The 12,609-nt window shown below is 63.1% G+C and carries 16 protein-coding genes; all 16 read right to left on the bottom strand.

Features of this window, described 5'->3' with window-relative positions:
* Positions 1 to 5: 5 nt before the first annotated feature.
* Complete coding sequence (gene hisE, locus DWZ15_RS08285) at positions 6 to 323, bottom strand: phosphoribosyl-ATP diphosphatase (protein WP_118237127.1); 318 nt, start codon at positions 321 to 323, stop codon at positions 6 to 8.
* A 15-nt stretch (positions 324 to 338) separates the two neighbouring features.
* Complete coding sequence (locus DWZ15_RS08290; protein WP_118237125.1) at positions 339 to 566, bottom strand: hypothetical protein; 228 nt, start codon at positions 564 to 566, stop codon at positions 339 to 341.
* Positions 566 to 904 (bottom strand): phosphoribosyl-AMP cyclohydrolase, encoded by a 339-nt coding sequence (hisI, locus tag DWZ15_RS08295; protein ID WP_118450428.1) that lies wholly within the window; start codon positions 902 to 904, stop codon positions 566 to 568. Before hisI ends, DWZ15_RS08290 begins: the two co-directional genes overlap by 1 nt.
* A 148-nt stretch (positions 905 to 1,052) precedes the next feature.
* The gene (gene hisF / locus DWZ15_RS08300) at positions 1,053 to 1,835 is read right to left on the bottom strand and encodes an imidazole glycerol phosphate synthase subunit HisF (protein ID WP_118450430.1); all 783 of its coding nucleotides are present in this window, start codon (positions 1,833 to 1,835) and stop codon (positions 1,053 to 1,055) included.
* 3 nt (positions 1,836 to 1,838) lie between these two features.
* Entirely contained in the window at positions 1,839 to 2,582 is a 744-nt protein-coding gene (locus DWZ15_RS08305) for a HisA/HisF-related TIM barrel protein (RefSeq protein ID WP_118450432.1), read from the bottom strand.
* Positions 2,579 to 3,280, bottom strand: coding sequence for an imidazole glycerol phosphate synthase subunit HisH (locus DWZ15_RS08310; protein WP_233544699.1), 702 nt, complete (start codon positions 3,278 to 3,280; stop codon positions 2,579 to 2,581). Before DWZ15_RS08310 ends, DWZ15_RS08305 begins: the two co-directional genes overlap by 4 nt.
* Before the next feature lie 79 nt (positions 3,281 to 3,359).
* Positions 3,360 to 3,947, bottom strand: a complete 588-nt coding sequence (hisB, locus tag DWZ15_RS08315) for an imidazoleglycerol-phosphate dehydratase HisB (RefSeq protein WP_089573595.1) — start codon at positions 3,945 to 3,947, stop codon at positions 3,360 to 3,362.
* Positions 3,948 to 5,063: a histidinol-phosphate transaminase gene (gene hisC, locus DWZ15_RS08320; protein ID WP_118450436.1), complete on the bottom strand. Its 1,116-nt coding sequence runs from the start codon at positions 5,061 to 5,063 to the stop codon at positions 3,948 to 3,950.
* A 1-nt stretch (position 5,064) separates the two neighbouring features.
* On the bottom strand, positions 5,065 to 6,501 hold the full coding sequence (gene hisD, locus DWZ15_RS08325) for a histidinol dehydrogenase (RefSeq protein WP_118450438.1): 1,437 nt from the start codon (positions 6,499 to 6,501) through the stop codon (positions 5,065 to 5,067).
* Positions 6,502 to 6,606: 105 nt separating this feature from the next.
* Entirely contained in the window at positions 6,607 to 8,322 is a 1,716-nt protein-coding gene (hisG, locus tag DWZ15_RS08330) for an ATP phosphoribosyltransferase (RefSeq protein ID WP_118450440.1), read from the bottom strand.
* 169 nt (positions 8,323 to 8,491) lie between these two features.
* On the bottom strand, positions 8,492 to 9,328 hold the full coding sequence (locus tag DWZ15_RS08335) for a sugar phosphate isomerase/epimerase (RefSeq protein ID WP_117862625.1): 837 nt from the start codon (positions 9,326 to 9,328) through the stop codon (positions 8,492 to 8,494).
* A gap of 83 nt (positions 9,329 to 9,411) precedes the next feature.
* A complete protein-coding gene (locus tag DWZ15_RS08340) occupies positions 9,412 to 10,248 on the bottom strand; it encodes a PTS system mannose/fructose/sorbose family transporter subunit IID (RefSeq protein WP_099432276.1) in 837 nt (278 codons plus the stop codon).
* Positions 10,238 to 11,029 (bottom strand): PTS sugar transporter subunit IIC, encoded by a 792-nt coding sequence (locus DWZ15_RS08345; protein WP_117564886.1) that lies wholly within the window; start codon positions 11,027 to 11,029, stop codon positions 10,238 to 10,240. The genes DWZ15_RS08340 and DWZ15_RS08345 overlap by 11 nt, the downstream gene beginning before the upstream one ends.
* A gap of 8 nt (positions 11,030 to 11,037) precedes the next feature.
* Positions 11,038 to 11,508: a PTS sugar transporter subunit IIB gene (locus DWZ15_RS08350; protein WP_117564885.1), complete on the bottom strand. Its 471-nt coding sequence runs from the start codon at positions 11,506 to 11,508 to the stop codon at positions 11,038 to 11,040.
* Between the two features lie 16 nt (positions 11,509 to 11,524).
* Positions 11,525 to 11,941: a PTS sugar transporter subunit IIA gene (locus DWZ15_RS08355; RefSeq protein ID WP_117564884.1), complete on the bottom strand. Its 417-nt coding sequence runs from the start codon at positions 11,939 to 11,941 to the stop codon at positions 11,525 to 11,527.
* Between the two features lie 86 nt (positions 11,942 to 12,027).
* Positions 12,028 to 12,609 (bottom strand): SIS domain-containing protein (locus tag DWZ15_RS08360; RefSeq protein ID WP_369833271.1); only part of this gene is annotated, 582 nt, incomplete at its 5' end.

A 12,609-nucleotide genomic window follows, 5' to 3' on the forward strand; every position in this document is an offset into this window, starting at 1 on the left:
AATGACTAGTGGCGGCGGGCGTTGAGTTCGCCGGCCAGTTCGTCGAGGGTGATGCCGTAGCGCTCGAGCGTCACGAGCAGGTGGTAGATCAGGTCGCCGGCCTCGTAGCGGATGTGATCGTGGTCGTTATCCTTGCAGGCCATGATCACCTCGCTCGCCTCCTCGGCAAGCTTCTTGAGCAGCTCGTCCTCGACGTCGGTCAGCAGACGCGCGGAATAGCTCTCCTGCGGCGGCGCATCGCGACGGCCGTGAATCACCTCGGCCAGTCCCGTCAGCGTCTCACCGATGTTTCCCGGCTGCACGTTAGCTGTTCTGACTCCCATGGTTATTTCCTCTCGTTACTGCAGCGTAAAGTAGGTACCGGTCTCATCGAACCGAGGCTTTGCGCCCTTTTTCTCAAAGAACTCGACGATGACGGCATGGGCCTCATTGAGCCTTTCCTTCTCGGCCTCGAGCCAAAGCGACTGCGCCCCGCAGGCATCAGTCAGGTGCACGCGGCATGGCACGCCCGCGCGGAGGAGCTCGGTGTTGCAGTCGGCGACCTCGAACGGCGTCACGACTTTCATCACACTCCCCCTTCCACGCGCTTAAAGAAGCAGGTACGGTTGCCGGTATGGCAGGCCGGGCCCGGTGAGTCCACCTTGACCAGCAGCGTATCGCTATCGCAGTCGGCCCAGAGCTCCTTGACCTCCTGCATGTTGTCACTCGTCGCGCCCTTGCTCCAGAGCTCCTGACGGCTGCGACTCCAAAACCACGTGGTCCCGGTCTTGAGCGTCAGCCCCACCGATTCCTCGTTCATCCAAGCAACCATAAGCACCTCACCGGTGTCATACTGCTGAACCACGCAAGGAATCAGCCCGCGGGCGTCGTACGTAAGATCAGCCGCTTCTATTACCTCAGTCATCATTTCTCCCAAGTAATTACCGTAAACCCCACAGGTCGGCGAGGGTTGTCCAGGTGCCGCAGGTTGCCGCGAAAGAGGAGCGACGCGTACTTTGGTACGCGAGCGACGGTTTGAGCGGCAAGATGCGGTGCCTGGGCAAGCCGCAGCACTAGAAGTCCAGCCTCACAGGGATGCCTTGGCTGGCCATATACTCCTTCACCTGGCGAATGCTGAAGGTTCCAAAGTGAAAGACGCTCGCCGCCAGCACGGCATCGGCCTCGCCCTCGATCACACCCTCGGCAAAATGCTCGAGCGTACCCACGCCGCCGCTCGCGATGACGGGAATCGGCACCGCGCGCGCCACGGCGCGAGTGAGCGCCAAATCAAAACCGGCCTTGGTACCGTCGCGATCCATGCTGGTCAGTAGGATTTCGCCGGCGCCGCGACGAGCCACCTCCTCGGCCCACGCCACCGCGTCGATACCCGTAGCGTTGCGGCCGCCCGCCGTAAAGACCTCCCACTTATCGGCGCCCGGCTCCCCGGGCAGCCCCACGCGCTTGGCATCGATCGCCACGACCACGGCCTGGCTGCCAAACGCCGCGGCGGCCTGGCTGATCAGCGACGGGTCGCGCACGGCGGCGGAGTTGAGCGACACCTTGTCGGCACCGGCGGCAACCATGGTGCGCATGCCCGCCAGGTCGCGAAAGCCGCCGCCCACGGTATAGGGGATGGCCAGCTCCTCGGCCGCGTGCGCCGCCATCTCGATGGTCGTCGCGCGGTTGTCGCTCGTGGCGGTAATGTCCAGAAAGACGACCTCGTCCGCACCCTCGCGGTCGTAGGCACGCGCCAGCTCCACCGGATCGCCCGCATCGCGCAGGCTCACAAAGTTGACACCTTTAACCACACGGCCGTCCTTGACGTCTAGGCAGGGAATTACGCGTTTGGTAAGCATGGGCTACACCTCCCCTCGGGCGGCGGCCAGCGCCTGGGCCAGCGTAAAGTTGCCTTCGTAGAGCGCACGGCCGGTAATGGCGCCTTCAATCGCGCCCTCGCCCACCGCGGCCAGTGCGCGGATATCGTCGAGCGTCGAGATGCCGCCCGAAGCCACGACGGGAAAGCCCGCGACCTGCGCCACATGGCGATACGCCGCCACGTCGATGCCTGTCTGCATGCCATCGCGCGCGATGTCGGTGTACACCAGGTGCTTAAAGCCCAGCTCCGTGAGCTGCGCCACGGCATCGTCGAGCGCCACGCCCGCGCCGTCGCGCCAGCCGTTCACCTTGACCTGGCCATCGCGCGCGGCGATATCCGCTACCAGCAGCTCGCCAAAGCCCTGCGCCGCCACCTCGGCAAAACCCGGCTCGGTCACCAGTACGGTGCCCAGTGCGATACGACGTGCCCCGAAGCCAGCCAGCTCGTCGATGCGCGCGAGCGAGCGGACGCCGCCGCCCACGTCCACGGACAGGCCGTCGACGCCGCAGATGGCCTCAATCGCCGCCGAGTTGGCAGCGCACGCGTCCTCGTCCTCGCCAAAGGCAGCGGACAGGTCGACGACATGCACCCAGCTCGCGCCCTGCTCGGCAAACGAGCGGGCAACGGCCATGGGGTCGTCGGAATATACCTTGCAGCGGCTGCGGTCGCCGCGCTCCAGGCGCACGACCTTGCCGCCGATCAGATCGATTGCGGGAAACAGGATCATCGGCCAACCTCCTCGACGATGCTCACGAAGTTCTTAAGAATGCGCTGACCCAGCGCAGAGGATTTCTCGGGATGGAACTGGCAGCCCCACACGTTGCCATGGCGCACGATGCACGGGAAGCTCCGCGTATAGTGCGTGCGCGCCAGCACATCGGCGGCATCGGCGTCGTCGGCCACCGCGTAGCTGTGGGTGAAGTACATGTTGGCACCCTCGGCAAAGCCGGCAAGCAGCGGATCGGCCGCGCCAGCAGGCGTCATGTGCACCTGGTCCCAGCCCACGTGCGGCACCTTCAGGCGGCTCGACTCCAAGCGCGTGCACGAACCGCGCATAATGCCCAGGCCATCGACCCAGGGACCACCGGCCTGCTCGGAGGCATCGTCGTCCGCGTCCGCGTCCTCGTTCGCAGGCACGCCCTCGTTGCCGCGCTCAAAAAACAGCTGAAGGCCCAGGCAGATGCCGAGCAGCGGAGTTCCGGCGGCAACGGCATCGAGCACGGCCACCTCCTCGCCGCTCTGACGCATAAAGGCGATCGCGTCATAGAACGCACCCACGCCCGGGATGACCAGGCCGTCGGCGTTGCGGATCTGCTCCGGATCGTCCGACGTGCAGGCGGCAGCACCGGCGCGCGCAAGCCCGCGCACGACGCTCGACAAGTTGCCCTTGTGGTAGTCGACCACCACGATCTTCGGTTCGCCCACGCGACCCCTCCACTTCTCATCATCCAAAACCACCACAAAGAGGACAGGCATCTTCGTGGTGGTTTTACCCTTGTGACGGTTACAGCGAGCCCTTGGTGCTGGGGATACCCTGCACGCGGGGATCGAGTTCGCAGGCGCGGCGCATCGTGCGGCCCACGGCCTTAAAGGCGGCCTCGATAATGTGGTGCGAATTGCCGCCCGCCAGCTCGCGCACGTGCAGCGTGAGCTTGGCATCGCGCGCAAAGGCATAGAAGAACTCGACGGCCAGCTCGGTATCAAAGCTGCCCACGCGCTCAGTCGGCACGGGCAGCTCGCAATAGGCCTGCCCGCGCCCCGAGATATCCACGGCGGCCATCACGAGTGTCTCGTCCATGGCGATCGCCGCGTCGGCAAAGCGCGTAATACCCGCCTTGTCGCCCAGCGCCTGGCAAAACGCCTCGCCCAGCACAATGCCCGTGTCCTCAACGGTGTGGTGCGCGTCGACCTCGACGTCGCCCACCGCATGCACCGTCAGATCGAACAGGCCATGGCGGCCAAAAGCGTTGAGTATGTGGTCGAAAAACGGCACGCCGGTCGAGATATCGCACACGCCAGATCCGTCCAGGTCGAGCTTTACGACAATGTCGGTCTCGCCCGTCTTGCGGGTTACCTCGGCATAGCGGTCCATCTACATCTCCTCCTTCACCAGCGCGGCAAACGCGGCCAGCACCTCGTCGTTTTCCTGCGGCGTACCCACAGTGATGCGCAGACAGTCCGCAAGCCCCGGCGCGTAGCTAAAGTCGCGCACCAAAATCGAATACTCGTCGCGCAGACGCTCGCGCACGCGCGTGGCATGCGGCGTGCGCACGAGCACAAAGTTCGCCGCGCTCGGCCATGCCTCCACGGGCATGCCATCGGCAGCCATTGCGCGCAGGGCGCACAGCTCGCGCTCGCGCTCGGATGCGATCTGTGCCACCACGGGCGTGTAGGCATCACGGGCACGCACGCAGGCAAGTGCTGCCGCCTGGCTCAGCACGTTAACTGAATAGATCTGGCGAATCGCCGCGAACACGTCGACGACCTCGGGTGCCGCGATCACATAGCCCAAACGCATGCCGGCGGCGCCAAACGCCTTGGACAGCGTATGTAGAATCACCAGGTTGGGATGCTCGGCGATAAGGCCTTGCGCCGTGGTGGCCGCGCCAAACGAATCGTCGGTAAACTCCACGTAGGCCTCGTCAACCATTACCATGCCGGGGCACGCATCGCACAGCGCCGCGACAAAGTCGAGCGGTGCCACGTCACCCGTGGGGTTGTTGGGCGAGGTCACGATTGCCAGGTTACACTCGGGTGCCACCGCAAGCACGGCGGCCTGGTCGAGCTCAAAGGTCGCGGGGTCGCGCCACACGTCGCGCACCTCGGTCTGGCAGAGCGACGCAAAGAACGCATACTCGCTAAAGCACGGCGGGCAGTTGAGCAGGGTCCGTCCCGCGCCGCCAAACGCCAACAGGTAGTTATAGAGCAGCTCGTCGCCGCCGTTGCCCACGCAGACATTCTCGCGCGTCACGCCATGCCAAGCGGCAAGCTCGTCGCGCAGATCGTTGGACATGGGATCGGGATAGCGGTTGAGCGGCGTGGCAGCCAGGGCGGCGTCGACCGCCTCGCGCACGCCAGCCGGCACGGGATAGGTGTTCTCGTTGGCCGAAAGGTTGATGCGCGTGGGCGTAAAGTTGGGATCGTAGGGCTCAATACCGGCCAGGTAAGGCTGGACGAGCTCCTTCATGCGAGGCGTGAGTTCGGCCATATTAGGCCTCCCCGCCGGTTACGCCAGCGCCATCTGCGCCTGCAGCCGCCAGGTCCACGCCCTCGGCAACCGTCGCCACGGCGTCGCCCGGCCAGGCAACCTTGGTCAGGTCGGCCGCGGCGAGCGACTCGGCGCTCACGGCATCCTCGCCCTGCTCCAACACGCGGCGACGCAGTGCGGCCGAAAGCGCGTGCGCCCACAGGCCCTCGGCCTCGGCTAGACGCTGTGTGGCGGGAGCGTCCGAGAGTAGGCCCTCGGGCGTATAGCAAATGACACTCGAGCGCTTAACGAACTCTTCGACCGAAAGCGGGTTGGAGAACATGGCCGTGCCGCCGGTCGGCAGCGTGTGGTTGGGGCCGGTAACATAATCGCCGAGCGGCTCGGAGCTCCAAGCGCCCACAAAGATGGCGCCGGCGTTGCAAATGCCGCCGAGCAGGCCCATCGCGTCCTTGCAGTGCAGCTCAAGGTGCTCGGGCGCCACGGTGTTCACGGCCTCGACGGCGGCAGCCATGTCGGCGGCCACCACGATGGTGCCTTCGTTATCGAGCGAAGCGCACGTAATCTCGGCACGCGGGGACTGCGCTACCAGAATGTCGATACCCGCCTCGACCTCACGCGCAAACTGCTCGTCGCAGGTCACCAGATAGCAGGCCGCCAGCGGATCGTGCTCGGCCTGAGCCATCAGGTCGGCCGCGACCACCATAGGCTTGGCCGTGGCATCGGCCAGCACGCAGACCTCGGAGGGACCGGCGACCATGTCGATACCCACGTCACCCGAGACAATCTGCTTGGCAGCGGCAACAAAGGCGTTGCCCGGGCCGGTGATTTTGTCGACGCGCGGAATGGTCTCGGTACCGTACGCCAGCGCGGCCACGGCCTGGGCACCGCCCACCATATAGATCTCGTCCACGCCGCCGAGTTTCGCCGCGGCGAGCGTATACGGGCTAATCAGTCCATCCTTTTGCGGCGGGGTTACCATGACCACGCGTTTGACGCCGGCCACCTTGGCGGGAATGGCGTTCATAAGCACGGTGGAAGGGTACTGTGCACGACCGCCCGGCACGTAGATACCGGCCGCAGCAAGCGGGGTCACCTTAACGCCGAGCATCGTGCCGTCCGGGCGCGTGGTAAACCAGCTCTGCTCGACCTCGCGCTGGTGGAACTCGCGAATCTGGCGTGCAGCCTTTTCGAGCGCCGCGACAAAAGCGGGATCGAGGCCTTCGAGCGCGGCATCGATCTGCTCTTGTGGCAGGCGGAAGCTCTGCAGCTCAACACCGTCAAAACGCTGGCAATAATCGCGCACCGCGGCATCGCCGTTGGCACGCACGTTGGCCACGATATCGCGGGCGGCGTCGACGATGTTTTGCGGCAGCACGCCCTTACGGTTGAGCTGGTTGGTAACGAGGCGCTCACCGGGAGCAAGCTTGATGGTCTTCATTTCGGTATCCCCTATCGGTCGAGGTTGTGTTCGAAAAACGAGAGACCGGGCGGCGGCGCCAGTCGGCCCGCAGCCCGGACGTTGGGGCGCCCGTGCGTGCTCGCGCTATTGTGCCGAGCCCGCAACGGGCTCAAAATGCTTGTCCTTAACGGCCGGGGCCAGGCGATCTGCCAGATTGCGTACGCGCGGATCCAGGCGCGCGGCACCCGGATTGACGAAGAAGCGGGCCGTGCAGTCCATAATGCGGCCGGTGATGACCAAGTCGTTGTCGCGCAGCGTGGCGCCCGTCGCGGTAATATCCACGATGCGATCGGTCATGCCGACGATGGGGCCCAGCTCGATGTTACCGTGCAGCGAAACGATGTCGGCGTTCACGCCGCGCTCGGCATACCAGGCGCTCGCGATGCGCGGGTACTTGGTGGCCACGCGAAGCGACCCGCGGCGGGCATAGTTGCGCTCGGCCTGGCCGGCGCGCCATGCGGGCTCCGCCTCAATGAAAGTGCACAGGCCGTAGCCCAGATCGACCAGCTGCAGAAGGTTGAGGTCGGCCTCGATAAGCGAGTCCCAGCCGCAGATGCCGCAGTCGGCGCCGCCGCAGCCCACAAAGGCGGGCGCGTCGCTGGGGCGCACAATGACAAACTCGATATCGCCGACCGCGCCCTCGCCGGCACGCGTGTCGCGACCGCGCACGATCAGGTGACGGCCGGGGTCACGCAGCTCAGAGACGTCCAGACCCGCGGCCTCGAGCACGTCGAGCGTGTCGGCCTTAAGCGAGCCCTTGGGCACGGCGATGCGCAGCGGGCCCTCGGCGCCACGGCCCGCGGCATGGTCGCCATCGGAAGCGGCATCCTCGGCCGAGGTGCGCGCGGCCTCCAGGCGCTCGAGCGAAAAGGCGAAGCCCGCCGCCGGCACCTCGATACCGTCGCCAAATGCGCCGGTAAAGATGGAGTCATAGCGTCCGCCCGAACCGACCGGATCGGGCAAGCCGCCGGCATAGGCCTTAAAGACCAGGCCCGTGTAGTAATCGAAAGAGTTCATGATAGAGAAGTCGAACGACAGCACCTGGGCGTCCTCGGGTGCCAGGCCCTCGACCAGGGCACGCAGCTCGCGCGTCAGCGGCGCGACGATACCGGCGGCCTCCAGCAGCGCGTCCACGCGGTCGAGTACCTCGGCACCGCCGTGCAGACGCGGCAGCTCGCTAATGGCGGCCTTGACGGCATCGGACTCGGCGCTTGCCGCCACGCGGGCATCGAGGCCCACAAAGTCGTTGGCGTGCACGCAGCGCAGGGCCTCGGCAGCCAGCTCACGATCCTCGCATACCGCGAGCAATTCCTTAAAAGGACGCACGCTGCCTGCGATGATGCGCGCATCGGGAAGTGCCAGCTCACGCACGGCCTCCGCCACCAGCGAAACAATCTCGACATCGCCCGCGGTATCGCCCGCGCCGATAAGCTCAAAGCCCAGCTGCGTAAACTGACGCGAGCCGCCGGCATTGCGCTGACACTCGCGAACCACCGGCGCCTCGTAGCGCAGGCGCAGGGGCAGGTCGGCCGCGCGCATGCGGGTCGAAACCAGGCGCACGATCGGCAGTGTGTTGTCGGGGCGGACCACCAACAGACGCCCGTCGTCGTCAAAGAGCTTAAACGGCGTGTCCGCGATGCGGCCGCCTTCCTCAAGCGAACCCTTGTCCTCGAGCAGCGGCGTCTCGACCGGAAGGTAATGATGCTCCCTGAAGCAGCCCTTCACCGTCAGCGCAATCTCCTCGCGCGCCTGAGCCTCCTCGGGCAATATGTCCCGGAATCCCCACGGTGTGGCCGTCATCTGGTGAGCCTCCTCATGCTGTGTTTCATATAGAGCAGAAGACCGGCATAGCTCCGCCGGTCTTCTGGGTACTTTAGCATACTAGAGTGCTTGCGGGGAAAATCCGTCGCAGCCGCTCACACCGTATTCATCTGGAAACATAGGGTAGGTTGCCGCAGCCCGACCCCACCTAGGCGCCAATCGCACGACGATACTCTGCCATTACCTGCGCATCGGCAGCTGCGGGGTCGGCAAAATAGCGCCCGTCATAGGTCTCGGCCGAAACAACTCCGCGATAGCCGCGCGCCACCAGCCTATCCAGGTCGGCGCGCATATCGCGGTCGCCGTCACCCCAGGCAAGATGCGTCGTGCCATCTGCCGCAACATCGACAAAATGCACGTGGGCGACATCATCGCCAAGCAGATCGAAATAATCGTCGATGGTATCCCCCGCCACCGCCATGGCGCCCATATCCAGACACGCCTTAAGTGCCGGATGGTCAACTGCCTCAATCATGCGCTTCGTGTCGGCCGCCGAGTTCACGATTATCGACTCAACCGGTTGTAGAGCCTCGAGCACCAGTCGCACGCCACGTTCTCCCGCATGCTCGGCAATCGCACGCAGCATCGAGGCACTGCGACCCCACGCGTCCTCGATCGGCTCGTTCAAAAATGCCCAGCCGCTCGAGACCATGACCTGCTCGGCTCCAAGTTCCGCCGCGATATCCACAACGTTCTTAAAGTACGCGAGCGTGCGGGTACGCGCCTCATTCCCGCGCGCCGCGATATTCCACGGCTTGGGGTTGTTCTGTTCGGGACAAAGCCCCACAATCCGAACCCCATACCGCTGTGACAGCTCCCGCACCTGCTCGATCGAATCGTATCCATGGCAATCGACATACAGATGCATCGCCCCGGTCCAAAGCTCGCAACACGTGTAGCCCGAGGCCGCTGCCGAGGAAAAGAATTCCTCAAGGTCAAAATAACGATGGCTGATATTCATGACGGCAAGCTGCGGATACTCCATCTTGTCCACCTTTCGGCAAAAGGGCGCCGCAGCACAATGTGCGCGACGCCCCCTCTTATATTGTTTTAATTATGACGGATACCCTACTGGACACCAAGCACTCCAAAGAACGCGCCGGCGATACTCACGAGTAGGATCACGAGCATGATGAGCAGCGGATTCATCTTCTTCTTGAGCATGAGATAGACAATTCCAAACAGCCCCATCGTGACAAAGCCCGGGAAGATTCCGTTGAGCAGCTCGGCGAGCGTCTGAGCGCCATCGCCCGCGCCGACCATGAGCGGAATGTCCACGGTGACCATCTCCATGGTCATAGCGCCGATCACCATGGCGCCCATGATAGAGGCCATCTTGACGATCGTGTCCATAATGCCCGATTCCTGGACCTTGCTGATCATGTCCGAGCCAAAGCGATATCCCACAAACGTCAGCAGGTAACGGATGATGTAGTGGGGGACGTTGAACACGAGCAGGAACAAAATCGGGCCAAGAATAGAGCCCTGCAGCGCCAGCGACGTGCCGACACCCGTTGCCAAAATTCGCAGCGTACCCCAGTAGAAGGCATCGCCCACGCCGGACAGCGGTCCCATCAAAGCAAGCTTGACATTAGAGATCGCGCTCGTGTCAAAGTTATCTTCGGTGGCGTTGACTTCTTCCATTGCGGCAGCAATGGACATGGGGAGCGTCGAGATATACGGCGTGACGTTATAGAGCTCCATATGGCGCTTGAGTGCGGCCTTAAAGTCCGCATCCTGCGGATACAGCTTGCGAAGGATCGGCATAAGGGCCCACATAAAGCCGATATGGCCCATACGCTCGTAGTTCCAGGAATGCTCATAGGGAATCGAGCGCCAGAACAGCTTCTTAAGGTCTGCGCGGGAAATCAGCCCGTCGTAAGAAGACTCAAACTTAAAACTCATCGAACCCACTCCCAATCGCAGGATCCTCGGTTGCCGCTGCGGGCTGCTCCGCCTTTTTCTTGTCACCCAAAACCGTCATCGCGACGACGATGATCGCGGCAAAGATCGCCACGCCCGTCGTGCTAATGCCAAAGTAGGCGACGAGGAAGAAGCCAGCGAAGAAGAACGGAGCCACTGTTTTGTTCATAATCATCTGCGCCAGCATCGCAAAGCCGAGTGCGGGCAAGAAGGCGGCGGCGACATCCATGCCGGTCTGAACGAAATCGGGGATGATGTTGAGCAGGCTGGCAACAGCATCGGCACCAAAGAAGAATGCCAGGGGAATAATCAGCAGGCCGCACCAGCTCTGCGCGTAACCGGCGATGAGCATGTTGCGCGTGATGGCCTTGGTGTCTCCGTCCTCGACGTTTTTGTCGATACGGTGCACCAGCAGCAGCATGACCGGTTGGCCCAGGGCCGTGTCGAGCGCCAGGACGATCGTGGCGATAGGAATACCCAGGGTCAGGGCCGCCGAAGCGTCCGCGCCGGCCTGCATGGCAAGAGATACGCCCAGGATAGTGCCGGAAATCGTATCGGGCGGGTTATAGGCGCCGACCGAGATGGCGCCGACCATGGCAAGCTCCATCGTGGCGCCCATGATCGTGCCGGTCACCATGTCGCCCATGACAAGGCCAACCAGAGGTCCGAGCACGATCGGGCGCTGGAGGTAGCTCGTGCCCGTCAGCCACTCGGAATAACCCAAAAGGGCAATAAGGAAAATCAGGATTGTCTTGATAACCATGACGGCCCCTAACCGATGACCTTCGCGGCGTCAGTCTTCGCATCTGCCGGAATCATCTGAATGAACAGTTCATAGCCCTCGCCGAGCAGCTCCTTCACGTAGGCCTCGTTCTCGGGCGTGAGGAACACGCTCGTCGAGACCTGGCGGGCATTCTCGCTAAAGGCAACGTTGCCGAGGTTGATCTTCTTGACTCCCATCGCCTTGGCGACGGCACCGGCCTGCTGAATCGTCTCGCAAACCACGAAGAGTTTGTACTTATCGGTCACACCGCTCTGGAGCGCCTTGACAGCATCCTCGGTGTTTTTGACGACGACCTTGCATCCTTCGGGCTTTGCAAGGGACAGGGCCTGCAGACGAAGCTTGTCATTGAGGACCGTGTCGCTCACTAACAGGATGCAGTCGGCACCCAGAGCCGAGGTCCAGCTAACGGCAACCTGGCCGTGAAGCAGTCGATAATCTACACGAATCATCTGAATCATGATGTGCTCCTAACGATTAAAACTCATCGAGTTCGGCCTGCCCCAGCAGGTCGTTGACGTACTTGACCTTAGTGTCGTCCGCCTCGACGATCTGGCGAATGGCCTCGTCGATCGGAGTGGAATCGGGTACGAACAGCAGCTGAATAAGGAGTGGCAAGTTCATATTGGTCACGAGGTGCGTGTTGGGACGCGTCTGGACGATCTTGGTGAACTCGTTGTTGACGCTGCCGCCAAAGAGGTCAGTGCACACGACAACTTCGTCGTCCGCGGCAAAGCCGTCCAGAATCGCTGCAGCCTCCTTGGACAGGTCCTCGTTTCCGTCGACATACATAGAGAGCGCATGGACGTTTTCGCGCTCACCGGAAAGCAGGCCGATGCTCTCGACGATTCCAGACGCGAAATGAGCATGGGACGCCACGATAAACTGCCTCATTCGATCCCCTTCCTAGCGAATTTCGGCATAAAAATGCCCGGACGCATGCGCCCGGGCAGGGTGCTTCTTAAATGAGTGGTCAACTATTAGTAGTCGAACTGGTGATAGTAGCGACGGTAGTTGAGGTTGTGCTTGGTGACCGTCTCGTAGTAAGCGGCAAGGCGATCGGTGATCAGCGAGGAAAGGATCCACGGAGACACGATGACGCGGAACTCGTCGTCAAGGCCGGGGATCGCGAACTCGGCGGTGGCGATGATGTTGATGTCGGTGTCGCCGGTCACGCCGCGGTTGACGAACGCGCGGACGCGCTCGTCGAGCTTGCGGTTCTCGTCCTCGCCCATGAACAGGAACACGGGGACGCCGGGCTCCACGAGCCCGAGGGTGCCGTGGAAGAAGTCGGCCGAGGTGATGTAGCGGGTGCGCTTCCACTGCATCTCCTCCAGGATGCACATCGAGAACAGGATCGTCTCGCCCCACAGGGCGCCGGAGCCGATGAACATGGTGTAGGGGGCCAGGGCGTACTTCTTTGCGAGCTCCTCGGCGCGCGGCTCGAAGCTCTTGCGGATGTCGACCAGGTGGGTCCAAACGTCCTTGGTCTGCTCGATGAACTTATCGAACTGCGGGAAGCAGCCGCGGCGGTTGAGCAGGCGCAGGCCGAAGCAGTCGGC

The organism is Collinsella sp. AF29-7AC (assembly GCF_003475665.1).
Classification (GTDB): Bacteria; Actinomycetota; Coriobacteriia; order Coriobacteriales; family Coriobacteriaceae; genus Collinsella.